Origin of the sequence: Shinella sp. BE166 (assembly GCF_051201095.1) — a bacterium.
In the GTDB taxonomy this organism is placed as follows: Bacteria; Pseudomonadota; Alphaproteobacteria; order Rhizobiales; family Rhizobiaceae; genus Shinella; species Shinella lacus.
This window is the reverse complement of the sequence record NZ_JBPEHL010000024.1, coordinates 35,287-61,230: the sequence shown is the minus strand read 5'-3', so window position 1 is coordinate 61,230 and position 25,944 is coordinate 35,287. Positions and strand designations below refer to the sequence as shown.

Sequence of the window (25,944 nt, the reverse complement as noted above, 5' to 3'; positions counted from 1 at the left end):
AGCTCTGAAATCGACATATGTCCAAGCCCTCTTTCGAGATTGAACATCGACAATCATAAGCTGATCCGGAAGGTGGGGTCAGGACGGCGCTTACGATCATGCGCAACACGTTCAATACCCAATATGCCCGGCGGTTACGCGAGCCCCTGGTCGACCTGAATGCCGCGGAGCGGGTATCACGAGAGCCGGAACAGGAATGGGCCGTCCGGCAGCATGAGCTGCAGAATGCGCTCACGGAAATGCCGGCTCGCAATCGGGAAACACTGCTTCTGGTAGCCTCGGGAGTGAGCTACATCGACACGGCCGAGCGGTGCGGGTGTGAGATCGGTACGGTGAAGAGCAGGGTCCACCGTGCGCGCAAGCTCCTTGAAAGCCGCATTGGGGCTGAAATTTAAAGTCTCGGAACAAAGACAGGCGTCCGGGGTTTCGCCGGAGAAATGGAGAGAAAATGCCGAGATTTTATTTCCATATCCGAGACGGCGACGAGCTTGAGATTGATCCCCAGGGCACGGTGTTCGATACGATCGAGGCTGCGGTCATCGACGCCCGCATGGCGGCCCGCGAAATCCTGGCCGAGAAATTGCTAAACGACGAGGTAATTGATGGCCAACGGTTTGAAATAACGGATGAGAAAGGAGAACTGGTCGAAACGTTACCTTTCCAAATAGCCCTTCGTTTACAATAGCTATTGTCGGCAAGCGCCATTGGTTGACAAAGAACGGGCGCGTTATAATGTTTTGTCCTTAGCATTATAACGGAAGGCGCGCGCGATGAAACAAATCGACCTGATTTATCGCACAGCGTTCGCGGAACTCGCGCAGCGAACATTCGATGCCCAGTTCCAAGCGGACTTCCCCCTTGAGGGCCGCTTTGTCACGGTCCCGGTTAAGGGGCGGAATTATTGGTATTTCGATCTCCCTACTCCTGCAGGGAAGGATAAGCGCAGATATGTCGGTCCCGAAGATGATGCCGACATCACCGCTCGGGTGAAAGCCCATAAGGAAATCAAGGATGACATTCGCGAGCGCCGGCGACTCGTCGGTATGCTTCTCCGTAGCGGCGGTATGGCCTCCCCTGACCGTTTCGCGGGCGAGGTTACGAAGGCGCTCGCGGACGCGGGCCTCTTCCGTCTTCGTGCGGTCCTGATCGGCTCCGTGGCCTTTAGCTGCTATTCTGGTCTGATCGGCGTCCGGCTCCCAAATTCGGCTATCCAGACAGGCGATGTGGACTTCGCGCAGGATTTCGCGATTTCGGCGGGCGTCGAGGACAGCCTGCCGCCTATCCTTGAAGTCTTGCGATCGGTCGATCCGACATTTCGGGCGGTCCCGCACCAAGCCGACAAGGGAAAGGTCGTCGCCTTCGTGAACTCAGTCGCCTACCGAGTCGAGTTTCTCACAAGCAACCGGGGATCGAACGAACACACGGGCAAGCCCTCCCCCATGCCCGCCCTCGGCGGTGCGTCGGCGGAAAACCTGCGATTTCTCGATTACCTGATCTACGAGCCGATGCGGACGGTCCTGCTTCACCGGGAGGGTGTGAGCGTGAATGTCCCCGCTCCAGAACGGTATGCTGTCCACAAGCTCATCGTGGCCTCGAGACGGGACAGTGATGGCCTCGGACGTGCGAAGCGGGACAAGGACATCCTTCAAGCCTCGCTACTCTGTGAGGCGCTACAAGCGACGAAGCAAGGCTATCTGCTGGCAGATGCCTATACCGAAGCATGGAGTCGCGGCGCTGCGTGGCAGGAGGGCATCCACTTCAGTCTCAAAATGATGCCAGACAACAGCAAGGCAGCGTTGGCGGCCGCCCTTGGAGTGAAGCCAGAAGAACTCGGCAAGGCGTAGCCACTACATCTCCTCCCTTGCTACCGCAGTGGCACGACCTCCTCGAGCCCACTCGGCTACGCCGAGGCCGCCAACTGTGCCCACACAGGGAAGCCCACGCCTCCGACTGGATGCACCTTTCTGCATGGTTTGTCGGCAGCAGAGTTTGTCGCCCCTTTCCTTTGATTCGGGTTCGCGGGAGGGCTCAGGCTCTGAGAAATAATCGGACTCGACCTTGGCTCAGAAGTCCCACGGGGACGTCAATTCGAGGCCTGTCGTCTCGAAATCCTTGATGTTTCGCGTCGCAAGTCGGCCGCCATTCACCCGAGCGATTGCGGCAATCATTCCGTCAGGAGCCGACATTGCCCGCCCCTTTCGGCCAGCGGTGGCCATGATCTCCCCGTAAGCGAGCGCGGCTTCCTCAGTCAGCCCGAATATTCGATCTGCAAAACGATGACGCCACTCACCCAGTCCGTGTTCCAATCGGTCAGCACGCTGATCTGGTCTGATTTTATGAATACCAAACGCAATCTCAGCAATCGTCACGGTGGGCAGCGCCAGTTCCGCATCGAACCGTATCAACCACGCGACGACTGCTTCGCTCGGTGCTTTCTTCAGGGTCTCGGAGACAACGTTGGTATCGAGAAAGATCAAAGCTCGATGCCTTGATGAGGGCGACGATGTTCGCGAATAACGACTTCCAGGTCGATGTCCGTCCCGGCATGTGCGCTCAAACGAGAGTAGAAGCTCGAAGCCGGCTCACGCCCCGCTTCCCGAACCTCATAGGCTTCGAGAGCGCGCTCAACCACTTCGGCAATCGACCTGTTTTCGCGGCGGGCAAGTCGATGTGCCAAATCGCGTGCCTTGGAACTGCGGACAGAAAGTTGTGGTGCGGCCATGCCAATCTCCTGTGGACATACACATATGCCTTCTCATCTCTGCCATCAAGATGGCATCTGATGGCAAGCCATCAGGGCGGTAGATTGAAATCTTGCGAAATCGAATCCGGTCTTGATGCTTATTGCAAATGTATCAGCGCTGTTCCCTTGGCCGTCGGATGACTGCGGCTGCGGGATTGCCAGTCTATTAGTAAAGGTCATGCGGCGGCGCGAAGCCGCCCACTTTGGAGGATCGCGATGGCAAACGGTACGGTTAAATTCTTCAGCCAGGACAAGGGCTTTGGTTTCATAACGCCTGAGGATGGCGGGCAGGACGTGTTTGTGCACGTGTCCGGCGTTCTGTCGTGGGGACCGCTTCGTGACGGCTCAATGGTCAGCTACGACCTCGGCCAGGACCGTAAGACTGGAAAGTCTAAAGCAGAAAACGTCCGCGCGATCTGATCCGAGCATGACGCTGAGATGCATGCCATGACAGGTCTTGAACTCCGAGCGTCCCTGCCCCATCTATCGACCACTGCCCGTAATCGATAACTGCCTGCAGCGATGGTGTTTCTGTCGCGCGTTCGTAGTCGTCCGGGTCCGAAGGGCGCTCCCCGAAAGGGTTGAGCGCCCTTCGTCATTTCGGTAGGGTGCTGCTCCGGCTTGACTTAACGACCAGTTGACTTCGCTACCCAGGCACACGGGTATGGGGCAGAGTCGTTTTGGTCCCACGCGAAGGAGCCGATGATCCGCGTAGCATTGCTGCGTGGAGCTTCCACACCGAACAGAAGTGCAGGCAAGAAACGAGATGCCGCTCATCAGAAAAAATGGCGCATCGGCGCCCAAGGAACTCGGACTGTTCTGGCCGATGCAGACGCCTGCGGGAGAAACACTCGACGTCTTTATCTATGCCAGCACGCTGCACGCGTTTGATCTGGACAGGTTGGGCCCCGTCGGTTTGTTGAAGCGGCACAGGACCTTGCTCGAACGCATTGCGAGCGAAAAGTATGACCAAGAAGGCACCACCAGCGGCAATTTTCTGCATATCACGGACGATGATCTTCGCGCCGCCAAAGCCAGCGAGGTAACGCAGACGATCCAGCCTAAGGGTGGAGACCCTGCCGACAAATGTGAGCCGGCCATCGCTGCGGAGCAAAGTTGAATACGATCCGGTTCCCGACGTCGATTTCGACGTAGCGGTTCTCCGCGTGGGTCGCCGACGTGAGCGCGATCCGATTAAGAGCCCACGCCTTCCAGTGTTCGGAGCATTCGCCGATAGGGGCTTGGCCTCCTCGGTCGAGGTCGATGAAAACGTATGTCTCGAAGCAACTTAATCATGAGTCGCCAAGAGGACCCAAGATAACGCCGGCACGACCGTTTCCGAGTGAATATGAGCAAAGGCTTCGAGGCCAATATTGCTTAAAAACGAACACCTTGCGCGTTAATGGCCACGCGACCCTCGTAACCGACCCTAAGCTGCTGGCGGGCATGAGTGTTAACGGCCGCTCGCCCAAGATCAGTATCATTGTTAAGGTGCGCGAGGTTTTCATACATTGTGCAAAGGCGCTTCGGCGTTCTCATTTGTGGAACCCGGAACGTTTTCAGGATCGCAGCGAAATGCCATCGTTGATTAAATTCATCCTAGATGAAACGACCGGCGCACCAAGCGAGGAAGAGATGCGCAAAATAGACGATAATCTTGAAGAGGAATATAAGCGAACGCTTACTAAGCACGCATAATTCGTCTTGCAGGGGGCCATTTGAGCTCTATGTCATATTATAGATCACCTTGGCACCATTAGGTCATTTGCTTTTGCACGGAGGACGAAGCTGTATGCACCGTATCCGAAGCAAGAGGTTTCGCCAGCGACCAAGGCTTGATAGTCTCGGGATCACTTTCGGCGTGGAGGGCCGCGATGTTCATCAAGACGATAGAACCCGGCGAGGCGACGGGCGAGCTCGCGGCGCTTTACGAAGCTGAAACGAAGTCCATGGGGCACATTATGCAGGCGACCCAATGTTGGTCCGCCCGTCCCGATATCATCATCCCTGTCGAAAACTTGCTGCATCAAATTAGAGATGGTTTTTCGCTTGGCCTCCTGAATTTTCGACTGATAACTTTCGTTGCTGCTCAACACGTTCCCTCCAGCTACTGCTCGCATGTCTATTTTCGTGCGTTATCAGGGATGATTGGGCGAGACCAGACATTGGCAGTCCGGAGGGACTTTAGGAATGCCGGCCTCGACAACCAGCAAATCGAAATGCTGACTTATACGGAGCAGATCATGCGGAACGCGTCGCAGATTACAGACGCGGATATTCAGAGGCTGAGGAACGTCGGCTTCACCGATCTCAATATCGCGGATATAGCATTAGCCGCCTCGTTCCGCAGTTTCATGAGCCGTTACTTTGATGCGGTTGGGGCTAGGGTCGAGCCCGAGTTCCTAGATAGCGATCCTGTCGTTCGCGCCGAAATGGCCGTAGGCGTGAAATAGCGGGACGTTATCTATGGCCGCAGTCGACGCCAGTGATTATTTCCCATCGTGAATTGGCATAACCAAACACCACTTGCTTAAATACCCGGCATGAACAATGTGCGGTTCGAGTGCCAGCTGCTATCGGTTCAAACCAAGGCCAAGTGTACGATTGAGCTGCTGTTTCAACGTATGATCATGGGTCAGCTCAGCAAAGCGCGTGCGCTCCACCATGCGCGCGGTCGTCTTGATCTGCTCGGCCTGTTTGGCCAGCTCCGGACGCTTCTCGAGCTCCTTGGCGAAATGTCGAGGGTCGGAAGAGCCGAACCGACGTGTCAGTGCATTGGCAACCACCTTAACCTCCTCGAGCGCAGCCAGCCCCTCGGGAGACGATCGCAGCTCCGCGATAAACTGGCCCCGCTTCTCGACCGGCATCTTTTCCGCTTGGGCGATGATTTCGGCGCTACGCGATGTAAGGCCGGGAACCTCGACCACATCACGCTTTTCGCGCTGCCACTCTTCGGATTTTCGCTCCTCGCCTAGCCGCCGCTCCCAGGCCTCGGAGACATAGCCGATATGGGCGGAAACCGACCTGGCATAGTGCAGCGCCTCTTTCCGCTTCTTGTTGTCCCCGAATATGCCTGACTTACCGCGTAATTCCCCGAACCGCTCCGGCTGCTCGGCCATGGCCTTTGCCATGATCTTGCCGTTGCCCTCCTTCTCGATGATGGCGGTGCGCAGCCGGCCGGCCACCTCGGCTGGATCGCGGAATACGTGCCGCGATATAGATTCTACCGTGTCGAATCTCTGCTCGATGATGGCCATCGCTTTTTCGCGGGCCACCTCCTCGATACTGCGATCGTGCCGCGTGATCGCGGGCACCAGGGGAGCGGGCCTGCCGGCCTCTGGCTGCAAGGCGTTGTGCTCTCCGTCCCGATCACTGGCCGCTACACCGCCATCACCAGTGCCAGCCGGCGACATAACCTTCGACCACCGGAGGCGGCGAGAGCTCTCCCCTTCCCGGCCGTCCTGCCGATCGCCACTGTTATTCGAGGTGAGATCCTCGCGGCGAACAGGGCCGGCCGGATCGCCGGCACGTTCCTCGTAAACATGCTGGCGCTCTAATGGCCGATCCTGCTGCTCCCGTTCCGGATGGGCCGAAGGGGAGAAAACGTCTTGGCGCTCCTTTGGGGCGGGAGCAAGTTCGATCTCGCTTCTGACCCCGAACTGTTCCGCGATCCCGCGCCGCTCGGCAAAGTCCCTGATGTAATCCAGCGTCGTTTCCTTCGCGCCGGAACGCGCCAGGCGGCTTTCGAGCTGCTGGTAGGCTAGTTCGCCACCTTCGACCACGCGCCACGAATTGCGCTCGGTTTGCGTGCCGTCCGGAAGCGTGACAGGAGTGGCCCCCTCATGCTGCAGGCCGATCCGGTCCCCGATCTGCGGTGAAGCCTCCTGCAGGGCGCGCTTGAGATCGACGCCCCAAACCGTGCGCTGATCGCCCTTGTCATTTTCCAGCGTCACGAAATAGCTCGCGCGCGCTTCCGGGTTGTGCTCATAGGGCGCGGCCCCATGATCGACCAAGCGGCCAGCATTGGTGAACTCGTCCTGAGCGGCATAGAGCTGCGCGCCATCGCGATGACGGGTCATGGCGACATAGGTCAGATGCCGGTCCATTGTGCCGGAAGCCAGCACATAGGCTCGATCGACCGTCGCCCCCTGGTTCTTATGGATCGTCGTCGCATAGCCGTGATCGATCGCCTGATAGCTGTCCGTGGGAATGCTGACGCTATCGCCGCTTCGGCCGTCGAGCTGCGCGATGATCCTGCCCGCCTCGACATGCTCGACCGTGCCAAGCATGCCGTTTTTCACGCCAAGGTCGCGGCTGTTTTCCAGAAATACGATCCGGTCACCGGGGGCGAAGTCGCGCTTGCCGTCATTGGTCTGGAAGGTCAGTTCTCCAACTTCCTCGCCGTCGCTCAGCCCGTGGCTACGCCCCAGCTGATGGCGGTCCTGAAGCTCGGAACGGATAGCGGCATTGAGTGCCCTAACATCGGCACGGCGATGCGCCATGGCAACCCGGGTGCCATCCGGACGCTCGTCACGGTCGGCAAGATAATCACGCACGATCTCGGCCCTCGCCTCGTCCTGGCTGGCGGCAAAATGAATGTCGCCATGATCCCGATAAGCCGCCAGGCCCTTAGCCGTCTTATGGGTGGCAAAAGCAACGGACGCCTCCCGCTGCCAGTCCTGGCGCTGACGGCGAATATCGGAAAGTTCGGCATGGCCGATCTGCTCGGCAATCGCCCGGAACGGCGCACCGGCTCCGATCGCTTGCAACTGCTCATGGTCCCCGACAAGAACGATCTTCGCGCCGCGCTGCTCGGCCTCTCCGATGAAGCGAGCGAGCTGGCGGCTCCCCACCATGCCGGCCTCGTCGATGACGAACACGTCGCCGCGGCCGATCGTGCCGCGGTCGCGCTCCCAACCGCGGGACCACGACGCAAGCGTGCGGCTCTGGATGCCGGAGCTTTCCTCCAGTCCCTCGGCCGCCTTTCCGGCCAGCGCCGCACCATGCACCTGATAGCCCTGCGCCTCCCATGCCTCGCGAGCTGCTGCAAGCATGGTGGACTTGCCAGCGCCGGCGAACCCGACCACGGCCGCGATGCGCTCCGGCCCGGTAATATGTTCGATTGCGTGACGCTGCTCATCAGACAATCCTGCTGAAGGATCGCCAGAACCTTTCCGGATCGCCGCGTCCTGGCGCTCCATGGCTCGGCCGACATGCCGCCGATCGACGCCATGGCTCAGCGCCTGGTGCAGCCGCTTCGCCGATCGCGCCATGCCGAATTCCAGATCGACCATTTCCCGCGTCGAATAGCGCGCCTTCGAAACCTCGCCCGTCTCCTGATCGATGCGCTCGGCCTGAAGCTCCACCAGCGCTGGCGATGCCATGACAGATGCAAAGGCGTTCTGGAACGTCTGCGTGTCGTCGTTGATGTAGCGATGCAAGGTCTTCGCAATGTCATGCCGATCGAACACGCTCTTCTCATTGCTGATCAGCGTCAGAACCTGTTCCGGCTTTTCCCGGATTAACTCGGCATTACGCTGCGCCGCCTCCCCGTCCAGCCGCGACCGCTCGACGGTCATCCCCTGCCGCTGCATCTGCGAGGCGTGCACGCCCATATGCTCGGTGGGTAAAAGCTCAAGACCGCGTTCCGCATGCGACCGATGATCGATGCGAATATCCAGCCCCTCACGCTGAAGCTGGCTGTTGGCGATGCTCTCCCATGATTGCCTGATGTCGCGAAGCTGCATGTCGGTCGTCGCCATGCCATTCGACAACAGCCGCGCATTCTTAAGCTCAAGATATGTCTTCTCGCCCAGGCCGGCTTCGCCAACCTGCCGCGTCGTCATCATCACATGCGCATGGTAATTCCGGATGTCGCCCTGCTCATGCGGCGCATGGATCGCAAAATCCACCGCCGCACCATAGCGGCTCGCCAAATCCTGAGCGAACGTTCGCGCAACCTCCAATCGCCCTTCCGCCGATAGTTCATGCGGAAGCGCAATCTCGAATTCACGAGCGACACGGGCGTCTTTCCGATTTTCCGCAAACTCGGCCGCATTCCACAAAGCCGACCGATCCAGAGCCCAATCAGCCAAAACGCCTTCTGGAAGCACTATCTCGGTATGCTCCACGCCCCCCTTGCGAGTGAAGTCATGCACAAGCCCATCGCGCTCATTGGTCAGGCGAACAGCGCAACGATAAGCCGCTGATGCCACAGCGCTGCGGCCGGATGACCGCGAGATAGGCTTTGCGCTGAGATGGTAGATCGCCAAGCGATATCCTCCAAACTCAAATGAGGATATCAAGCACTGACTTGCGCAGCAAGTCGTAAGTGCGCCCTTTTAACCTTTATCGCTTCGCTCAAGCGGTCACGGTCTAACGCAAGCGGTAAAGCAACAGCAAAATCCTCTATGCCCATTTATAGCAAATTTTGATGCTTGATAAATATTTTTGGTTGAGTAGTTTTCGTATAAATCAATGTCGGGTGGCGATTTGGATGTTCACACCTGACCTTCGTAAGGGCGGGAGATATCATGGCGCGAAAATCCATAGAGCAGAGACTGGCTGAGCTGGATGCACAGCGCTCGGCACTGAAGGCCCGACTTTCGAAACAGGATCGTGCAAACGACACACGTCGTAAGGTCCTGCTCGGCGCGCTCGTCCTACATCGGCTCGAGAATGCAAACGATCCGGAATTCACCAAGCGCCTCGGTGACTGGCTGCGCCGCGAGCTGCCGAGCTTCCTCACCCGCGACAACGATAAGGCGCTTTTTACTGATCTGCTCGGGGAGGCTAACGAGAATAGCAAACGCTCGGAGTCCGCGGCATGATTCGAGCCAGACTTACTGGGATCGCCTTCAAAAACATGATGCGTGCCGCAACTCGTGATCCGATATGGGCTTTTCTCAACGTGATCAGCATGCCCTTCCGCATCTGGAAGCCGCTGCTCCAGACCTTCTTCATTCTGTTCCTCGTCCTGTTCATCGTCGGCCTGGGTGGACGCTTCATTCTCCGGGATTTGGGATTTGGTCCCGGTTCCATTCCAGTTACCGCTTGGGACTTCGTGACGCTGCTAATCATGGCAGCTGTCGCCTTCCGGCTCCTCACCGCCGAGTTGATCCTGCACTTTGGCGACATGGAGGATGACACGCACGGCTCGGCCCGCTTCGCCACCAACAAGGAAATCGATCCGCTCACCCGATCCGTTACCGGTCTGCTCATCGGCCGCGATCCGAAATCAAAAAACCTCATGCGATATGACGGGTCGGCACATCTTCTCACCATGGCCCCGACGCGCACCGGCAAGGGTGTCGGAACCATCATCCCGAATCTGCTGACCGCCGATCGCTCCGTGATCTGCATCGACCCCAAGGGAGAGAATGCAAAGATCGCTGGCCGCGCGCGGCAAAAATTCGGGCCGGTCCATGTCCTCGACCCCTTCGGCGTCACCGGCATCCGCTCGGCCGCGTTCAATCCTCTCGATACGCTCGATCCGTCCAGCCTCGATGTCGCTGAAGACGCTAGCACGCTGGCTGACGCCCTCGTGTTCGATGAACCGGGCATAGCGGGTGAGGCGCATTGGAATGAGGAAGCAAAGGCTCTCATTGCCGGGCTGCTGCTCAAGATCGTCGCCGTCGAATCTCCCGGCCGGCGTCATCTCGGCACGCTGCGCGAATATCTCACGGTCGCTCCGGAGACATTTGCCGCCCTGCTCAAGCGCATGCAGGACTCCGACGAGGCAGGCGGCCTGATCGCCAGAGCGGCGAACCGCCACCTCGGCAAGTCCGATCGCGAGGCCGCCGGCGTGCTGTCGGCCGCGCAGCGCCATACCCATTTCCTCGACAGTCCGCGCATGGCGACGGTGCTGAGCCGATCGGACTTCCGCTTTGCCGATCTCAAACATGGCAACGTGACCGTCTTCCTCGTGGTGCCGCCCGATCGCCTTTCGACCTATTCACGCTGGCTGCGCCTGCTCGTCAGCCAGAGTCTGCTCGATATGGCACGCGATCCGGCAAAACCGGTCGTGCCGGTCCTCTACCTCCTCGATGAGTTCGCCGCCCTCGGTCACTTGGCTCCCGTCGAGCGCGCCATGGGTCTCATGGCGGGTTACGGCGTCCAGCTCTGGCCTATCCTGCAAGATGTCCACCAGCTGCGCGCCACCTACGGGCAGCGCGCCGGCACCTTCTTCTCAAACGCCGGTGTGCTTCAGGTCTTTGGCGTCAACGATCACGACAGCGCCCGCCTTGTCTCCGATCTCCTCGGGCAGGAGACGGTCGTATTCCAGACCATGGCCCGGGCGCTCGATTCCGAAAAGTCCGGCATCTCCTACAGCCAGCAACATACTGCTCGGCCTTTGCTTACTCCGGATGAGGTGCGTAACCTACCGACGCAAGGCCAGTTGCTGTTCCTTGCCGGCCAACGGCCTATCGTCGCTGGAAAGCTCGCCTATTATGCTGATCTTGAGTTCAGGGAGCTGCTCGATGGAACGTGAACTTGCTTTGCTGACCATAATCACGAGACAGATCACGGCAAATCCGCTTGAGGCCGAAACACCTGCTGCCCGCTTTAAGCAAATTGCTCTTATGACTATGATTGTAATCGAAAAACTTCATGTTGCCGGCTCGAACATCACTCTATCCCAGCTTGTCGAAATGACAGGTCTGGCTAGAAATGCACTGGTCCAATTGATTGACCCCATCGTCCAACGGGGGCTACTGGTGGAGGAAATGGGGAAAAACTCAATGGGACGCGGTACAGCACGGCAATTCAAGATCGCGCCCACGGTATGGGACAGCCTCGCTCCATTCATGGGCGCTCCTCTTGCGAAATTCAAACTCAAGCCAGATGCTTCCTGAACGTCTCGCCCATTTCCCCGCCAACAAATGCCGTGAGCTCGGGCGGGATCACTCGCATCCTCTTTGATGAATTCGAGGACGCAAAACGGTCCTTCCGCCGACGCGTTTACGATCAGGCAGGCTTTCCTTCATTTCACGCGCGACCTGCTGTCGCGAATCCGGGGCAACGCAATACAAACCTTTAGTCGACTTTTGAGGCCGAAGGGTTGGAAAAGCGTACGCCAACCCCGCCCCCATTCTCAGGAATGAACTCTAGGCCAGCCTTTTCGAAAGCAGCTTTAATGACATCCACAGTCGCGTCCCGCAAACGCTCGCCTCGTTCCAGCCTCGCTATTGTATCCGGTGATACGCCAGCATTTCTGGCTAAATCACGAGTACCCCAGCTGAGCGCTGCACGTGCCATCTTACACTGAACGGGAGTCATTTCGTAACCTTGATACGATTACTTGTTGATTTGTTCGCCATAGGCAGATATCGTATCCCTGTTACGAAATTAATCTCGGATCGCAAGCAGCGTCCAACGAGAGCAGCGACCTTAACTCAAGCGAGGAGACTTGGATCATGGATGATTCCAAGACTAGCAGAACTCTGCCCGCGATGACCCGTCGAAAAATGCTTTCCACTGCGGCAACAGTTGTTGCCTCTACGGCATCAATCCAGGCTCAATCCCCGAACCATCTTTATGTAGACGACGCTCCCCTACTCGCGCTCTGGCGGGAGTGGAAAAACATTCACCAGCGCCGGCGCGAACTGACCGTCCTCCAACAGAATCTTGAAACGAAGCTTTGGCAAAGCACAGAGATTCCTATGGTGGCTTTACACATTCCAGGAGGCGCGAAACCGGTCTTGGCGCACTCCGCTCAGGAGATCGAGCGATTGCTTCCTCAAGCGGATATGGTGGAAATTAGAAATAACGCGATATCGGAATTACAGTCCCGCCAGGCAGAGTGGGACAGAAAAGGGTGGGAGCTCGGATACAACCAGGCGTGTGAGGAGGAGGTGAGCGCCGATAGAATGGAGTGGGAGTTGGCGGAAACTCTATGGAGTAGTTCCGCCAGCTCCCTTCTAGACGTGGTCGCGAAACTCGATTGTGTTCTCGAGATGGCTGGTCCAGATATGTTCCTGCAGGAAATCCCGGTGAAGGTTCTGCGTTCAATTCTGAGTGAGTTAAGGCGCATTGTTAGCGTTAAGCAGTAAAATCGCCATGGCAAGCGGCACGGTGTCTGCTCTCTGTTGATATATACTATTGCTTGTTACGGGATGGCCCGTCCTTTCGAGAACATCGAGTATTATGCCTCATCCGCTCCGTCAAATCGCGCTGTTTCCGCTGCCATTGTTCGCACGTGCATTCTTTAGAAAAAAACCATTCCCACCCTTCGGCAGTATTTCCAATGGCGGCAACCGCATTTGCACAATGCCGCGCCTCTTTCCGCTCCTTGTTGTCGCCGAACATACCGAATTTGCCGTGCATCCCCCTAATCTTTCCGGTGGTCTGCCCCTGAAAAGTGGTCCTTCGCAATGTTGGCGGCCTTCAGCCGGGCCGAGACCTCGTCCAGGTCGCGGGAGTCTTGCCGGGCCACTCCACACCTTTGAATCGCTGCTGGGACATCGACATTGCCCTTTACACGGGCCACGCCCTCAATACTCCGATCATGGCACGTTATTGCTGGCACCGGTTCAGCTTCATGCGAGCGGTTCGATCAGGAGGCGGTTGAGGTTTCGCAGGCGAGCTATTCGACGCGGAAATTGGTGGTTCTGGAATACGGCGGAAGCGACTGCACCAAGCGCAGAGTAATGGTGTGTGATCGGCGCATGTCGATCGAGCCCAGGAGCAGCAGGACACAGCGATCCCGAAAAGAGCCGGTCATCCTTTTTGACTTCCGACGAACTCAATAGTAGGGCGTGTAGCACGATAGCATGAAAGATATCGGATTGCATATCATATGGCTAGCAATCATGATTGAAATCACGACGCAATCTTTCAATATTGCATTCAGAAAGCTTTCATGAATTCTTGTTAAAGATCATGCGAAAGAGCATAGGAGCGAGCCATGCCGGTAATATGTGCAGCCAATCCCAAAGGGGGGGCAGGCAAGTCGACCACGATTCTTGCCATAGCCTCCACTTTGGCACAGCAGGGCGGATCAGTGACGATTATCGATGCCGACCCCAACAAGCCCATCACGGACTGGCGGGCGGGCAAGAGCAACCTGCCGCTCAACGTCATCAGCGATGCAACGGAAGGCAACATCCGCGACCTGATCAATACCGCCGCTTCCGAAGCCCAGTTTGTCTTCGTTGATCTTGAGGGCACGGCCAGCCGTCTTGCTTCAAGAGCAATTATCCGTGCGGATCTCACCCTCATTCCTTTGGGGGGAAGCGCGCTTGATGCCAAACAGGCCGCGCGCGCTGTGGGCCTCGTTCAGGAAAGCGAGGAGGATATCGGCCGTAAGCTAAATTTCACGCTCGCCTTCAACCGAACAAGCCCACCACCGTTCACGCGACGCATCGAGCGCGAGATCGCCGACCAGATGCGAAGCAACGACTTGCCGGTGCTAGGCACGCACCTTTACCGACGGGAAGCCTACAATGCGATGTTCATGGAACGGCTCAGCCTGTTTGAGCTCGATCCCCAGCAAGTGAACGGCCTTGAAGCAGCGATCGACAATGCCATCCAGCTGACAGGGGAGGTGCTGGAACTCCTTCGCACCAGCTCCGCCGAGAGGGCTGCCTGATGTCCAGCGACCTGGGATTTGGCAAACCAAAGAAGCTTGACCTTTCCGGCTTCGCCCCCCGCCCAGCCGAAAAGTCGGTCTCGCCGCAGGAACAGGATACTGCCGACCGGGCAGCCGAACGGGCAGGTTTTCAAAGCCGCGAACCGGTTCAGCGCATAAAACGCGTCCGGAAGGCGAGCGAACCTCTCGACCAGGCCTTCGTGCGCGCGCCAATCGATGTGATCAATCGCTTCAAGCAATACTGCAACGAAACGGGCATGTCATATGGCGAAGCATTGGATGAGCTAATGCGAAAAGCAGGCCTCTAATTCTCGTTTCCAACGCCCGCACGGCTCAGGTGGCGTATTCACGCTTTACACTTCTACTGCTTATAGCCTCTATCGGCCGGCACGATGACAATGAACGTGCTCAATGCCGTCGCACATTTCGAGCGGGATCTGTCGAACGAACGCACGCAATCGGGCCTGAAACGCGCCAGATTGGAAGGAACGGCCCTGCCCCCCTCGACCCTCAGCGAAAAGAAAAAACAGGACGTGAGAGATGACCTGGCTTCGGGTTTAAGCGTTTCGGCTGTGGCAAGGAAATATGCCACCAGACGGCAAACGATCATGCGCGCCCAGTGACCGCCGGAGGCAGGGGCGAACAGCTGTTCGCCCCTGCCTCGAATTTACGCACATGAAGGCAAAGCGTCCCTTTTTGGGACGGCCAATTGTTCCCGCAATTACAATCTTCCAGCCTATCCCAGGCAAAGTATGATTAATGTTGACTTTAAAAATCATAATATTTATCCGTCACCATTGGACGCTGGCGACAGCACTTTCTTCATTTTTGAGTCGCAACAAAATATGCCTTGTCGTCGGTCAAGCCGATACGCGGGCACGGCCCTAACTCGGATATCCGGAAGGCTGCATATCATGCAGGACATCGCCAGCCCTACCTCCCGCCAGCGCATCAAGCCCATCCGCGCCGACTTCCACTGTCGGACGAGCTGACGCGAATACTCAGCACATAGCTCCGATCAGTTTATAGCCGCGCGCACCCCGTGTCCGGGCGCACGCGCGTGTTTTGTGTTGGGAAGGACTATCAGATGGCAATCACGATTGATGCAAGCAGTTTAGGTGCAGCCGGTATAGCTTTCGGGACCAATGTGGTCGCGGCCGATCCGGGTGCCGTCGATTATATCGCGGGTTATTTCAAGACCCTGACGAAACCAGGCAGCGCCGACTTTTATGGGGGAACTCAAGATACATTTCGCGGTCAACCATACTATATGAATGGCGATCAGCTGGCCTTCAAATATGGGACAAGCTCTTCCCGATTACTGCTTCAAGGGCAAGACATCGCCTATGACGGAATCCATCACCCTACTCTTGGCAGCCATGGAATCTCTGGCGCCATAGATAGCATGACCTTTGGTCAATGGGTGCAAGGCGTCACCACAGGGGACTCTACACTGGGTGTCAATGGTCTCATCGCGGGTTTGGCAGAGGAATTGAAGATCACCGGTTTCGACCTCGATGTAGCACCAGGAACCGATACCAACGGGAAGCTTGTCAATGGAGTTCCGATCGACAACCCGGTTGACGCGCTCTACAACATGTTGCTCGCCGGCGACGTCGCCAAGGTCTACGCATTCCTGTCCACCTTTGCCCAGAACTTCCTGGGCTCGGCAGGGGACGACACCTACAAGGGCACGGCCAATGACGACACCGCGAAGGGCAATGCCGGAGACGACGCGCTGGATGGCGCCGGCGGCAACGACACGGCAATCTTTACCGGCACCCGCACCAACTACACCCTGACCCAAAACCAGGATGACAGCTGGACGGTAACGGATCTGCGCACGACCGGCACCACCGATGGTACGGACACCCTGACCAATATCGAGAACGTCGAATTCTCCGATGTGACACTGGTCATCGGCGACGCCAACCTGGCGCCGACCGGGCTTGCGCTTTCGAAGTCGAGCATCGACGAGGATGCGGTCGTCGATACGGTCGTCGGCACCCTCTCGGCGACGGATCCGGAAGGCAAGCCGCTCACCTATACACTCTCGGACAATGCAGGGGGCAAATTCAAGCTCGTCACTAGCAATGGCCAGACGCAGCTCGTGGTCGCCGGCGCACTCGATTACGAAACCGCTTCCATCCACTTGGTCAAAGTCAAGGTCTCGGATGGCGTCAACGAGGTTGAAAAGTCCTTCACTGTTGCCGTCGGCGATGTTGCCGATGGAACCGACCAGTCGCGCGGCACGATCACCATGGATGCCTCCGGCTCGAATGGCATCAACTTCGACACCTTCCTCACCGGCGGCTTCCTCGCGGGCACGACCAGCACGAGCTTCCCGGGCTTCGATAATGGCAGCGGTTTCAGCGGAACCGAGGCCTATTTCAACTACGGTACGACCGCCACTTCAAAATATGTTACCGCGCGCGGCTCCCTCGGCTACGACATCAACACGCATCGCATTGCCGGCGAGATTAACACGATCGAGTACGGCATGCGTGGAACGGGTTCGTTCAACGGCAGCGGTTCCTTCACGGGTGGCACTGCGCTGCTCAAGATCACCGGGCTGGATCTCGCCAACAGCGCGAATGCGGATTCCGCGACCGGTGAGGTGCACAACTTCACCACTGCCCACATGTATGGGTCCAATGGCGATACAGCGCGCCTGGCGCTCTACCTGCAGCACCTGAAGCAGTTTGCCCAGAACGTCGTCGGTTCCAGGGGTGCCGATACCTATGTCGGCACCCGCTTCAACGACACGGTCAAGGGCAATGGCGGTAACGACACCATCGACGGCGGCCTCGGTGAGGACACCTTCGTGCTCAACGGCAACAAGGCCGATTACACCTGGGTGGAGAACACGAACGGCACCTGGGCAGTCACGGACAAGCGCACCGGCAGCAATGACGGCGTCGATACGATCAAGGGTATCGAAAAGCTGAAATTCGCCGACGAGACCGTGACGATCGGAACTCCGGAAGTCTCCGACATCATCGAAGGAACGGCTGGCGACGACTCTATGCTGGGGACGAGCCGCTCCGATAGGATGCTCGGCCACGCCGGCAACGACAAGCTCTACGGTCAGGGCGGCCATGACGTGCTGAATGGCGGCGAAGGCAATGACCAACTCTTCGGCGGGACCGGCAACGACCAGGTCTATGGTGGCGCCGGCAAGGATATCCTCTTCGGTGGAACCGGCAACGACGAACTTTTCGGTGGTACTGACAACGACCAGCTTTATGGCGGCGTCGGCAAGGACATCGTCTACGGCGGTGCTGGAAGGGATGTGCTTTACGGCGGGAGCGGTAACGACGAGCTTTATGGCAGCGAAGGCAACGACGACCTCTATGGCGGCGTCGGCAAAGACGAGCTCCAGGGCGGCGAAGGCAATGACAAGCTGCGCGGCGGGGAGGGTAATGATCTCATCGACGCCGGAGCCGGCAATGACAGGCTTGTCGGCGGCAAGGGGGCGGACCTGCTCACAGGCGGCGCCGGCAGGGACACGTTCGTGTTCAACACGCTTGCCGACTCGACCGTCAAGACGTCCGGCCGCGACACGATCCTCGACTTCGATGGCAAGGCCGGCGATCGCATCGACCTGTCCGGAATTGATGCCAACAAGGGCTCAAGCGGCAACCAGGCCTTCGCCTTCATCGGCTCCGAGCAGTTCTCCAACAAGGCCGGTGAATTGCGCTTCGAAAAGACGGCCTCCGACACCTTCATCTATGGCGACGTCGATGGCGATGGAACCGCCGACTTCGCCATTCAGGTCGCTGGCAGCAAGACGTTCCTGAAGGACTACTTCATCCTCTGATAGGGGAATTTACAATCGGAACGCCGCGTCTTCACCCGGAGGCGCGGCGTTTCTTCTCTTTCCGCATAAGGACTTCAATAGCTTACGGCTATTCGGCGAAATTGTCGTAGATCTCGTTGGAGGCATCGTTGTTGCGGATCAGCCCCAGGTCGCCACCAACGATCCTGTTCATGCTTACGACGTTCTTCTTGGCCAAATCCATCGAGTTTTTACTGCTGCCGAAGTCATAACGACGATCGATGAAGCAGTAGCGCTGCTTGCCGTTGCGCGAGTTGAGCCAGACGGCCGGCTTTTTGATATCCCTGCTGCTGTAAACAAAGCTGTTGTCGGTGATGATGTTGAAGTTGGGCGTTTGATGGCGGATCACGCCGCCTTCGCCGCAGTTTCTATAAGCGAAAATGCCGCCATTGACGGGATTGTAGAAGGTGTTTCCGAGGATCTTGTTTCGTGTCGATCCATCGATGGCGATCAGCTCCCGGCTTTTCGTCGCAACGTCGAAGACATTGTCCTTGATCGTGCTTCGGCCGGACTCGGCATCGAGATAGATAGCCGTTCCTCCGGTTTTGCCCTCCAGTCGCGAGTTCACGAGCTTCGTCCACATGGATCCTGGCCCGACATAGAGCGAAATGCCATTGGGAGCGATGATCGTGAGGTTTTCGAAGGCCGTGTGCTTGGGGGCCGCGGCCTGGGTGAATTCCGTGTGATCGGGATGGCGCGAAGACTCCTTCATGTTCGGGCCATTGGCGTTCTCGTCGAGGCCATAGACCCGCATGAAACCCTTGATGGTGCAGTTGCGCACGGTGACGCCTTCCGGCGCGTCCCAGCTGCCATCTTTCCGCTGTACGGAACGGACGATGATCGCCGTCCTGCCCATCCGGGATTTGTTGCCCGAGACGTCGATCGTGCCGCCGGCGCAGTCAAGCACGGCGTGAGACGCTTTCGAGCCTTCGAAGACCATGTTGGCCGAGACCTCAAAACCTTTTGGCAGGGTCAGGCTGCAATCGATGGAAATCTGCTTTCCAGGACGGTTGCTTCTGGAAAACGCTTCGAACTGCTCCGCGCTGCAGACAGGGGCGGGTTGTGCCTGGACGGGGATAGCCCAAAATGTCGCCAGGACCGGCAGCAAGCCAAAAAACAGGGCGTACGGGGCTCTTGTCATGCCGCGTTTCCATCCGGAGGTGCCGACACCCTTTTGCGCGGCATCATCGAGGAATGCACCCACAAGACGCTGTTTTCCATCGTGAACTGGAAGCGTTTTGGATGGACATGGGTCGCGCTGACGGCTTGCATATCGTTGATGGCATCCAGAAAATCCTTGGGCGCCACCCTGACATAGTGTCCTCCGAGCAGGGACAGGCTGACATAAACGTCGGTCACGGACTGGGCCGCGATCTTCAGTTCCCACAGGAAGCGCCAGGTCGGCGCGGCTTTCTCGTCTTCTTGGGCGCTCATCGTCCGTCTCGCATCGTAGCTTCCCTCGTCATGCAGGGTCTTAATCCGTTTCAACCTGTCTTGATACTCTCGGTGCGACCCTGCTTTCCCGCCGAAGACGGCGATACAATGACGGTTGTCGGAATTCCGATTTTACAGAACACACGACAAATTCCACTTTTTGTCCCCGGAGAATTGTCGTCAAAACCCTTCTTCTGATGGGGCAGAAAAGACATAAAAATCATTTCAAAAAATGTCATTGAAAAGAGGCGTCGCCTCGTTTTGGGTGGTTTTAATAGTTTTAATAAGTTTTAGGCTGAAAAAGTTCCGATTCTCCCTTTTGTAACAATATATTACCTCCATTAGATGTCGGCGATGTACGGCTTGTCGTCGGTAATGTACGGTTTGTCGTCGGCGATGTACGGAAAATTGTCGGCGAAATACGGTTTCGACAAAAATCCTGAGCCTTCTCGACCAAGGGGTTTCGCCACCGACTTTGTCGTCGGCAATGTACGGCGAACGGGGAAATTTGTCGTCGGTGATGTACGGGTGGCCGCCAGATTTTTGTCGTCGGTAAAATACGGAGCCACGACAAAAAATCAAAGGTTGGCGATTAGGGGAGAAAGAGCCACGCCGTCCTCCTCGCGGTAGCGCATGCGCAGCACGGCCCCGTCCTTGCCGTCTTCGAGAGACAGGTCGTATTCGGGCATGGGGAAGGCGAGGGTCCGCGTGACGAATTCCCTGAGGTCGTAGGAGAACTTGCGCAGCTCCTGTGCCGATCCGCTGCGTTTGTAGAGTTCCTTGAGGCTGTAGGTCGCTTCCGTCTTGCCGGCAGCCTTGCGCGCCAGGCGATAGATGAAGCGGCCGAGTCCCGAGCTGATCAGGAAGTAATCCTGGTGCAGGGTGAGGAGGGGAAGCGTGCGTTCGTTGCGCACGATGCTGGTATAGACCCAGTCCGGAATGCTGATCTCGATGGTTTCGATGCGGTTCGCTCCGGTGCGGCTGACGACGCTGTAACCGCTGATCATCGGGCGGCTGTCCACCTGGCGGCGCTTGCCGCCGGAAAGGTTGACGACCTTGATGGTGGTGTTGGCGAGCCGGTCGAGGGCGGCTTCGAGATCTTCATAGGATTTTCCGCCGTCCGATCGCCGGCAGAACTTCAGGATATGGGAGGTGCTCGGCCGGTAGGTCTTGGGTGGAAGGCTGGGGCGCAAGCCCTTCGCCTCATTGCTGCGGTAGTTCTTCACTTCGTCGGCGAGGTACGACACCATGTTGAGGAAGATGTCGTAGTCGAAGACGGTGGCGAGCCCAGTTTCCGCACCGCCCTCGATGGTGATGAGACTGTCCTTCAGTTCGTATTTGATGATGCCCTTATTGGCCTTCTTGCTGAGCGAGAAGGGGGCGACGTCCATGAGGTGCACGTCATCCTTCAGCGGCGCGTCATAGATCGTCGGCACGAAGAACATCAGCTGGGCGTCGTCCTGCGGCGCGGTGCGAAGGATGCGTTTGGGCGTGGTCTCCTGCAGCAGGGCGGCGGTGACATCGGCCTTGATGGATTCGTTGCGGATTGCCTCGCCGAGCCGGGCGAGCAGCATGTCCGTCCTGTTGTCGCTCAGGCTCTCGAGCTTCAGATCGGCCCAAACTCGCCGGCTGTAATAGCGGCGTAGCCGGCTCAGTGCATCCTTGTCGAGCATAACACGTTCGCGCTCGTGCTGGTCGGCATACTGGTCGGAAAGGGTCTGCAGGTAGGTGTTCTTTTCATGCAAGGACAAGTCGCTGAAGCTAGCGCGCGTCATCATGGAAAAGCGAGGAGCTTTCATGTTTGGATAGTCCTGTCGTTGAACAGACTTATGCCTTTGGCGGGGAGGGTATATCACCAAAAGGATATAACAACATGGGACACCGCTTCTGCCAGAGCAGATCAAAGTCTCGCTCAAGAACGCGAGCCATTTGCCCATCTCTCTCCAATGCTGTTAAATAATTTGTGGCCACCGTTCCGGAGTTAGCCGAAGGAAAGCGGAGGTCGAAAAACTGAACAGGAAAAACCCATAATGAGACGCTTCATCGTCTCTATTAGGTCTCTGAAGTCTCTAATTAGTCTCTAAGCGCTAAATTCCTTTTCTAATTCATAGGTTTCCAGCAATTTTTGTGGCCGCCGCTCCGCCTTTTGTGGCCGCCGCTCCGCCTTTTGTGGCCATCGTTCCGGTTCTTGTGGCCACCCTTCCGTCTGTCTGTCCATCAAAGATGAGTGAGAAAAAAACACAGATAATGCAGTTTTGTTGCCTCTGTTCCGTTTTTTGTTGCCGCCGTTCCGCAACACGTCTAAACATGTGCTATGTCCGTCAACGTCCCTCTATCTCCTAAGCAAAAACTCCGGATTGAGCGGCTGAAAAACCGCAAGGGCCGGAAAAAACCGGCCAAAGTTCCGGCCCGTCTTACAAGGACGTCTGCATTTGCTCCTAAACGTCGGGGGCTGATAACAGACAGCAGCTTTCGGCGCATTTACGTGGTGCCTAACCATTCTATCGTGCAGGTGGTCGGCCGAGAATTAGGCTCGCAGCATCGTGATGCGCTCTACGCTCTCCTACGCCTCCCTTCCAAGCCTGTGAAAGTGATGGGCGAGGGTTTTCTTGGGTATTCCTACCTGCTGGAAGTTCGCACTACATGGCGTGAGTTGGTGCGATGCCTTAACCTGACGGAACATGCCAACAACGTGGCTAACCTTGTCCTCACGTTTGAGGAGTTGATGCAGGTTGTGATGACGGTCTACGAGAGCCGTGAAATGAGTCAGGAGAAAATCCTAGAAAAGCTTCGTGAGGGAGGGACACCGGACACGGCCCTGAAGATGCGGCACATCCTGCATTCGGTCGACGCCGAAGGCGTGAACCTTGATAGTAAGGTGACAGTGGTTTTCGGGGAATGGATGGTGGAGAGCATGACCAGTCTAAAACTGGTCAGCCTCAATGCGGAGGTGCAGTTTGCCCTCAAGTCCGATTATGCCAAGTCCTTCTGGCCGTACATTGACAGCTTTACAAAGCACACTTTTGTGGATGAGGAGGTGCTTTGCGCACTGGTCGGGCGGGAGTTGTTTGGACCAACGGAAACGAGCGCAACTCGCCGCGACTTTCGCAATTATTGTCGGCATGCCTTCAATGACATGGTGAGAGTGGGTGGGCTGTTCGAATGGCGCGAGGAAATCCGGGGAATCGGGCGTGAGAAGACGCGCCGATATCATTATCGGCTCGCCTATCCCCAGCAAATGGAACTGGGATTGAATACCTGCGACACAGTGTAGCCGTGTCCCTTGATTGATAGCAGATCCAAAAGCGGAAATTACAAAAAGAGAATGCGGCTGACTACGACGCCCAGAAAGCATTTTGCTATCGCCTGGGCGTTGTGCAAAGAGAGCGCAATCTTTTAATAGACCACCGGAGCACGCCTTGACGTCTCTCACACATCTCCAGCGGCTGGAAGCAGAGGCGATCCACATCTTCCGGGAAGTCGCGGCGACCTTTTCCAAGCCTGTGATGCTCTATTCCGTGGGCAAGGATTCCTCGGTCATGCTGCATCTGGCGATGAAGGCCTTCTATCCGGCCAAGCCGCCATTTCCGTTCCTGCATGTCGATACGACGTGGAAATTCAAGGACATGATTGCCTTTCGCGACCGCATGGCGGCCGAGCGCGGTTTCGATCTTCTCGTCCACACCAATCCGGAAGGCATCGAGCAGGCGATTTCCCCCTTCGGGCACGGCTCCAGCATCCATACCCATGTGATGAAGACGGTGGCGCTGCGCCAAGCGCTCGATAAATACGGTTTCGACGCAGCCTTCGGCGGTGCGCGACGCGACGAAGAAAAGTCGCGGGCGAAGGAGCGAATCTTCTCCTTCCGCAATGCCGCCCATGCCTGGGATCCGAAGAACCAACGCCCGGAAATGTGGAAAACCTACAATACCCGCGTGGCGCCGGGGGAATCGATTCGTGTCTTCCCGCTCTCGAACTGGACCGAGCTCGATATCTGGCAATATATCCTCAAGGAAAACATCCCGATCGTGCCGCTCTATTTCGCCGCCCCGCGGCCGGTCGTCGAGCGCGACGGCCTGCTGGTCATGGTCGACGACGACCGCATGCCGATCGGGCCGGACGACAAGGTCGAGGAGCGCCTGGTGCGCTTCCGCACGCTCGGTTGTTATCCGCTGACCGGCGCGATCGAATCCGATGCCGCGACACTGGAGGATATCGTGCGGGAAATGCTGACGGCGCGCACCTCCGAGCGCCAGGGCCGGATGATCGACAAGGATGAGGCGGGGTCGATGGAGAAGAAGAAGCGTGAGGGGTATTTCTGATGGTCGCCATCGCACCGGATCTGCCCGCCAAGGGGATCGCCGACTATCTGCGCGAGCAGGAAAACAAGTCGCTCCTGCGTTTTCTCACCTGCGGCTCCGTCGATGACGGCAAGTCGACCCTGATCGGCCGCCTGCTCTACGACACCAAGCTGATTTTCGAGGACCAGCTGGCTGCCCTCGAACGCGACAGCCGCAAGCATGGCACGGCCGGCGACGATATCGACTTCGCGCTCCTGGTCGACGGGTTGGAGGCCGAGCGCGAGCAGGGCATCACCATCGATGTCGCCTATCGCTTCTTCGCGACCGACCGGCGCAAGTTCATCGTCGCCGATACGCCCGGCCACGAGGAATATACCCGCAACATGGCGACGGGCGCCTCGACGGCGGATCTGGCCGTCGTGCTGGTCGACAGCCGGCAGGGCATCCTGCGCCAGACGCGCCGCCATGCCTATATCGCCTCGCTGCTCGGCATCCGGCACATCGTGCTCGCCGTCAACAAGATCGACCTCGTCGGCTATGACCTGGGAGTGTTCGACAGGATCGTCGAGGATTTTAGGAGTTTTGCCGTCGATCTCGGCTTTGCCACGATCCAGCCGATCCCGCTGTCGGCCCGCCATGGCGACAATGTCACCCGTGGCTCGGAGAACACACCCTGGTATGGCGGTCCGCATCTGCTCGAATACCTGGAGACGGTCCCGATCGAAGACGCCAACCTCGGAAAGCCGTTCCGCTTCCCGGTCCAGTACGTCTCCCGCCCCGATCTCGACTTCCGCGGCTTTGCCGGCCAGGTCGCCTCCGGCGCCATCGCTGTCGGCGACACGGTGACCGTTGCCAAGTCCGGACTGTCCACGCGCATCAAGGAGATCGTCACCCAGGACGGATCGCTCGATCGCGCCGTGGAAGGGCAGGCGGTGACGCTGGTCCTCGAAGACCAGCTCGAAGTGTCGCGCGGCAACATGCTGGTTTCGCCGACCGAACGGCCGCATGTCGCCGACCAGTTCCAGGCGCATGTCATCTGGTTCGATGCAAACCCGATGATCCCGGGCCGCAGCTACATCCTGCGCACGGAGACGGACAGCGTCGAGGCGACGGTGACCGCCCTCAAATACGAGGTCGACGTCAACACCTTTGCCCATCTCGCTGCCAAGGCCCTGCATATGAACGGGGTTGCGATCTGCAATTTCTCCACCCGCTCGCCGCTCGCCTTCGACAGCTATTCCGACAACCGTATCACGGGCAATTTCGTGCTGATCGACCGGATGAGCAACCGCACGGTCGGCGCCGGCATGATCGACTTTGCTCTTCGCCGCGCCGAGAACGTGCATTGGCAGGCGATCGAGATCGACCGCAAGGCACGCGCGGCGCTCAAGCACCAGAAGGCCGCCGTCGTCTGGTTCACAGGGCTCTCCGGCTCCGGCAAGTCGACGGTCGCCAACCATCTGGAGAAACTGCTCCATGCCGAGGGCCGCCATACCTATATGCTGGACGGCGACAATGTCCGCCACGGCCTCAACCGGGATCTCGGCTTCACCGATGAGGATCGAGTCGAAAACATCCGCCGCGTTGCCGAGGTTGCTAAACTGATGGCGGATGCCGGCCTGATTGTGCTGGTCTCCTTCATCTCGCCCTTCCGCTCTGAACGCCGGCTCGCGCGCGATCTGATGGTCGACGACGAATTCATCGAGGTCTTCGTCGATACGCCGATCGAGGAATGCGCGCGCCGGGACCCGAAGGGGTTGTACAAGAAGGCGATGCGCGGTGAGCTTGCCAATTTCACGGGTATCAGCTCGCCCTATGAAGCGCCGGAACATCCTGAAGTGCATCTCGAAACGGTCGGAACGGATCCGGACGAACTGGCGATGCAGATCCATGCCGTTCTGGAAAGCCGGATGGAGCCATGATGCGGTCGTCGCGGACCTGCATTCTGTCGCCCGGCACAAACAGCCTGGCGATTTGCGCTTGCGCCCTCCAAGGGACGAATTCTACTGCAAAAGCGTGCACGCCCCTGCTTCAGGGC

General features: G+C 57.9%; 24 protein-coding genes and 2 pseudogenes. 18 read left to right on the top strand and 8 right to left on the bottom strand.

The genetic code is table 11. The features are described 5' to 3' along the window. Positions 1–98 precede the first annotated feature (98 nt). From J2Y63_RS32340 to J2Y63_RS32330, 3 genes are all read left to right on the top strand, one after another. Positions 99–395, top strand: a complete 297-nt coding sequence (locus J2Y63_RS32340; RefSeq protein ID WP_435269391.1) for a sigma factor-like helix-turn-helix DNA-binding protein — start codon at positions 99–101, stop codon at positions 393–395. A 53-nt stretch (positions 396–448) separates the two neighbouring features. After that, positions 449–685 carry a DUF6894 family protein gene (locus J2Y63_RS32335; RefSeq protein ID WP_435269390.1) on the top strand — a complete coding sequence of 79 codons (237 nt, stop codon included), beginning with the start codon at positions 449–451 and terminating at the stop codon, positions 683–685. An 85-nt stretch (positions 686–770) separates the two neighbouring features. Next, a complete protein-coding gene (locus J2Y63_RS32330; protein ID WP_435269389.1) occupies positions 771–1,844 on the top strand; it encodes a nucleotidyltransferase family protein in 1,074 nt (357 codons plus the stop codon). Between the two features lie 219 nt (positions 1,845–2,063). Here J2Y63_RS32330 and J2Y63_RS32325 read toward each other — a convergent pair whose 3' ends face one another. Beyond that, positions 2,064–2,477, bottom strand: a complete 414-nt coding sequence (locus tag J2Y63_RS32325) for a type II toxin-antitoxin system VapC family toxin (protein WP_435269388.1) — start codon at positions 2,475–2,477, stop codon at positions 2,064–2,066. Next, complete coding sequence (locus tag J2Y63_RS32320) at positions 2,474–2,722, bottom strand: type II toxin-antitoxin system VapB family antitoxin (protein ID WP_435269387.1); 249 nt, start codon at positions 2,720–2,722, stop codon at positions 2,474–2,476. Before J2Y63_RS32320 ends, J2Y63_RS32325 begins: the two co-directional genes overlap by 4 nt. 237 nt (positions 2,723–2,959) lie before the next feature. On the opposite strand from J2Y63_RS32320, the gene J2Y63_RS32315 reads away from it, so the two are divergent. The 4 genes and pseudogenes from J2Y63_RS32315 (at position 2,960) to J2Y63_RS32300 (ending at position 5,196) form a co-directional block, all read left to right on the top strand. Beyond that, a complete protein-coding gene (locus tag J2Y63_RS32315; protein ID WP_435269386.1) occupies positions 2,960–3,163 on the top strand; it encodes a cold-shock protein in 204 nt (67 codons plus the stop codon). Between the two features lie 346 nt (positions 3,164–3,509). Then, a complete protein-coding gene (locus J2Y63_RS32310; protein WP_435269385.1) occupies positions 3,510–3,863 on the top strand; it encodes a hypothetical protein in 354 nt (117 codons plus the stop codon). Between the two features lie 266 nt (positions 3,864–4,129). Then, positions 4,130–4,441, top strand: a pseudogene (locus tag J2Y63_RS32305) (pyridoxamine 5'-phosphate oxidase family protein); the annotation flags it as partial. 176 nt (positions 4,442–4,617) lie between these two features. Continuing rightward, positions 4,618–5,196, top strand: a complete 579-nt coding sequence (locus J2Y63_RS32300; RefSeq protein ID WP_435269384.1) for a carboxymuconolactone decarboxylase family protein — start codon at positions 4,618–4,620, stop codon at positions 5,194–5,196. Positions 5,197–5,316: 120 nt separating this feature from the next. Here J2Y63_RS32300 and traA read toward each other — a convergent pair whose 3' ends face one another. Further along, a complete protein-coding gene (gene traA / locus J2Y63_RS32295; protein WP_435269383.1) occupies positions 5,317–9,015 on the bottom strand; it encodes a Ti-type conjugative transfer relaxase TraA in 3,699 nt (1,232 codons plus the stop codon). Positions 9,016–9,276: 261 nt separating this feature from the next. On the opposite strand from traA, the gene J2Y63_RS32290 reads away from it, so the two are divergent. The 3 genes from J2Y63_RS32290 to J2Y63_RS32280 are packed head-to-tail and all read left to right on the top strand — an operon-like array spanning position 9,277 to position 11,598. After that, positions 9,277–9,573, top strand: coding sequence for a mobilization protein (locus J2Y63_RS32290; RefSeq protein WP_435269382.1), 297 nt, complete (start codon positions 9,277–9,279; stop codon positions 9,571–9,573). Next, complete coding sequence (locus tag J2Y63_RS32285; RefSeq protein ID WP_435269381.1) at positions 9,570–11,234, top strand: type IV secretory system conjugative DNA transfer family protein; 1,665 nt, start codon at positions 9,570–9,572, stop codon at positions 11,232–11,234. Before J2Y63_RS32290 ends, J2Y63_RS32285 begins: the two co-directional genes overlap by 4 nt. Continuing rightward, positions 11,224–11,598, top strand: coding sequence for a hypothetical protein (locus J2Y63_RS32280; protein WP_435269380.1), 375 nt, complete (start codon positions 11,224–11,226; stop codon positions 11,596–11,598). The genes J2Y63_RS32285 and J2Y63_RS32280 overlap by 11 nt, the downstream gene beginning before the upstream one ends. A 181-nt stretch (positions 11,599–11,779) precedes the next feature. On the opposite strand, the gene J2Y63_RS32275 is transcribed toward J2Y63_RS32280, so the two are convergent. Next, positions 11,780–12,022 (bottom strand): helix-turn-helix domain-containing protein, encoded by a 243-nt coding sequence (locus J2Y63_RS32275; protein ID WP_435269379.1) that lies wholly within the window; start codon positions 12,020–12,022, stop codon positions 11,780–11,782. A gap of 137 nt (positions 12,023–12,159) precedes the next feature. Between J2Y63_RS32275 and J2Y63_RS32270 the strand changes: the two genes are divergently transcribed. The 5 genes and pseudogenes from J2Y63_RS32270 (at position 12,160) to J2Y63_RS32250 (ending at position 18,153) form a co-directional block, all read left to right on the top strand. Next, complete coding sequence (locus J2Y63_RS32270; protein WP_435269378.1) at positions 12,160–12,795, top strand: hypothetical protein; 636 nt, start codon at positions 12,160–12,162, stop codon at positions 12,793–12,795. 854 nt (positions 12,796–13,649) lie between these two features. Continuing rightward, the gene (locus J2Y63_RS32265; RefSeq protein ID WP_435269377.1) at positions 13,650–14,333 is read left to right on the top strand and encodes an AAA family ATPase; all 684 of its coding nucleotides are present in this window, start codon (positions 13,650–13,652) and stop codon (positions 14,331–14,333) included. After that, positions 14,333–14,641 carry a hypothetical protein gene (locus J2Y63_RS32260; protein WP_435269376.1) on the top strand — a complete coding sequence of 103 codons (309 nt, stop codon included), beginning with the start codon at positions 14,333–14,335 and terminating at the stop codon, positions 14,639–14,641. The genes J2Y63_RS32265 and J2Y63_RS32260 overlap by 1 nt, the downstream gene beginning before the upstream one ends. A 72-nt stretch (positions 14,642–14,713) precedes the next feature. Beyond that, positions 14,714–14,956 (top strand): annotated as a pseudogene (locus J2Y63_RS32255) (recombinase family protein); the annotation flags it as partial. Positions 14,957–15,375: 419 nt separating this feature from the next. Beyond that, on the top strand, positions 15,376–18,153 hold the full coding sequence (locus J2Y63_RS32250; protein ID WP_435269375.1) for a cadherin domain-containing protein: 2,778 nt from the start codon (positions 15,376–15,378) through the stop codon (positions 18,151–18,153). Positions 18,154–18,241: 88 nt separating this feature from the next. Here J2Y63_RS32250 and J2Y63_RS32245 read toward each other — a convergent pair whose 3' ends face one another. The 4 genes from J2Y63_RS32245 to J2Y63_RS32230 all read right to left on the bottom strand — a co-directional run bounded on the left by J2Y63_RS32245 (position 18,242) and on the right by J2Y63_RS32230 (position 21,404). Next, positions 18,242–19,375 (bottom strand): right-handed parallel beta-helix repeat-containing protein, encoded by a 1,134-nt coding sequence (locus tag J2Y63_RS32245; protein WP_435269374.1) that lies wholly within the window; start codon positions 19,373–19,375, stop codon positions 18,242–18,244. Beyond that, positions 19,309–19,605, bottom strand: coding sequence for a hypothetical protein (locus J2Y63_RS32240; RefSeq protein ID WP_435269373.1), 297 nt, complete (start codon positions 19,603–19,605; stop codon positions 19,309–19,311). The genes J2Y63_RS32245 and J2Y63_RS32240 overlap by 67 nt, the downstream gene beginning before the upstream one ends. A 341-nt stretch (positions 19,606–19,946) precedes the next feature. Further along, on the bottom strand, positions 19,947–20,174 hold the full coding sequence (locus J2Y63_RS32235; RefSeq protein WP_435269372.1) for a hypothetical protein: 228 nt from the start codon (positions 20,172–20,174) through the stop codon (positions 19,947–19,949). Positions 20,175–20,183: 9 nt separating this feature from the next. Then, positions 20,184–21,404, bottom strand: coding sequence for a replication initiator protein A (locus tag J2Y63_RS32230; RefSeq protein WP_435269371.1), 1,221 nt, complete (start codon positions 21,402–21,404; stop codon positions 20,184–20,186). Positions 21,405–21,919: 515 nt separating this feature from the next. On the opposite strand from J2Y63_RS32230, the gene J2Y63_RS32225 reads away from it, so the two are divergent. The 3 genes from J2Y63_RS32225 to cysN all read left to right on the top strand — a co-directional run bounded on the left by J2Y63_RS32225 (position 21,920) and on the right by cysN (position 25,828). Further along, positions 21,920–22,879: a hypothetical protein gene (locus J2Y63_RS32225; protein ID WP_435269370.1), complete on the top strand. Its 960-nt coding sequence runs from the start codon at positions 21,920–21,922 to the stop codon at positions 22,877–22,879. Between the two features lie 145 nt (positions 22,880–23,024). Continuing rightward, positions 23,025–23,927 (top strand): sulfate adenylyltransferase subunit CysD, encoded by a 903-nt coding sequence (cysD, locus tag J2Y63_RS32220; protein ID WP_435269369.1) that lies wholly within the window; start codon positions 23,025–23,027, stop codon positions 23,925–23,927. Continuing rightward, positions 23,927–25,828 (top strand): sulfate adenylyltransferase subunit CysN, encoded by a 1,902-nt coding sequence (cysN, locus tag J2Y63_RS32215; protein ID WP_435269368.1) that lies wholly within the window; start codon positions 23,927–23,929, stop codon positions 25,826–25,828. Before cysD ends, cysN begins: the two co-directional genes overlap by 1 nt. Positions 25,829–25,944 lie beyond the last annotated feature (116 nt).

Excerpts from the sequence above, each read along its gene's own strand:
- J2Y63_RS32280 (WP_435269380.1), top strand. The coding sequence starts at position 11,224 with ATGGAACGTGAACTTGCTTTGCTGACCATAATCACGAGACAGATCACG.
- J2Y63_RS32260 (WP_435269376.1), top strand. The coding sequence starts at position 14,333 with ATGTCCAGCGACCTGGGATTTGGCAAACCAAAGAAGCTTGACCTTTCC.
- J2Y63_RS32320 (WP_435269387.1), bottom strand. The coding sequence starts at position 2,722 with ATGGCCGCACCACAACTTTCTGTCCGCAGTTCCAAGGCACGCGATTTG.
- cysN (WP_435269368.1), top strand. The coding sequence starts at position 23,927 with ATGGTCGCCATCGCACCGGATCTGCCCGCCAAGGGGATCGCCGACTAT.
- J2Y63_RS32290 (WP_435269382.1), top strand. The coding sequence starts at position 9,277 with ATGGCGCGAAAATCCATAGAGCAGAGACTGGCTGAGCTGGATGCACAG.
- J2Y63_RS32330 (WP_435269389.1), top strand. The coding sequence starts at position 771 with ATGAAACAAATCGACCTGATTTATCGCACAGCGTTCGCGGAACTCGCG.
- J2Y63_RS32275 (WP_435269379.1), bottom strand. The coding sequence starts at position 12,022 with ATGACTCCCGTTCAGTGTAAGATGGCACGTGCAGCGCTCAGCTGGGGT.
- J2Y63_RS32315 (WP_435269386.1), top strand. The coding sequence starts at position 2,960 with ATGGCAAACGGTACGGTTAAATTCTTCAGCCAGGACAAGGGCTTTGGT.
- J2Y63_RS32340 (WP_435269391.1), top strand. The coding sequence starts at position 99 with ATGCGCAACACGTTCAATACCCAATATGCCCGGCGGTTACGCGAGCCC.
- J2Y63_RS32265 (WP_435269377.1), top strand. The coding sequence starts at position 13,650 with ATGCCGGTAATATGTGCAGCCAATCCCAAAGGGGGGGCAGGCAAGTCG.
- J2Y63_RS32310 (WP_435269385.1), top strand. The coding sequence starts at position 3,510 with ATGCCGCTCATCAGAAAAAATGGCGCATCGGCGCCCAAGGAACTCGGA.
- J2Y63_RS32335 (WP_435269390.1), top strand. The coding sequence starts at position 449 with ATGCCGAGATTTTATTTCCATATCCGAGACGGCGACGAGCTTGAGATT.
- J2Y63_RS32285 (WP_435269381.1), top strand. The coding sequence starts at position 9,570 with ATGATTCGAGCCAGACTTACTGGGATCGCCTTCAAAAACATGATGCGT.
- J2Y63_RS32270 (WP_435269378.1), top strand. The coding sequence starts at position 12,160 with ATGGATGATTCCAAGACTAGCAGAACTCTGCCCGCGATGACCCGTCGA.
- J2Y63_RS32225 (WP_435269370.1), top strand. The coding sequence starts at position 21,920 with ATGTCCGTCAACGTCCCTCTATCTCCTAAGCAAAAACTCCGGATTGAG.
- J2Y63_RS32240 (WP_435269373.1), bottom strand. The coding sequence starts at position 19,605 with ATGAGCGCCCAAGAAGACGAGAAAGCCGCGCCGACCTGGCGCTTCCTG.
- J2Y63_RS32300 (WP_435269384.1), top strand. The coding sequence starts at position 4,618 with ATGTTCATCAAGACGATAGAACCCGGCGAGGCGACGGGCGAGCTCGCG.
- J2Y63_RS32230 (WP_435269371.1), bottom strand. The coding sequence starts at position 21,404 with ATGAAAGCTCCTCGCTTTTCCATGATGACGCGCGCTAGCTTCAGCGAC.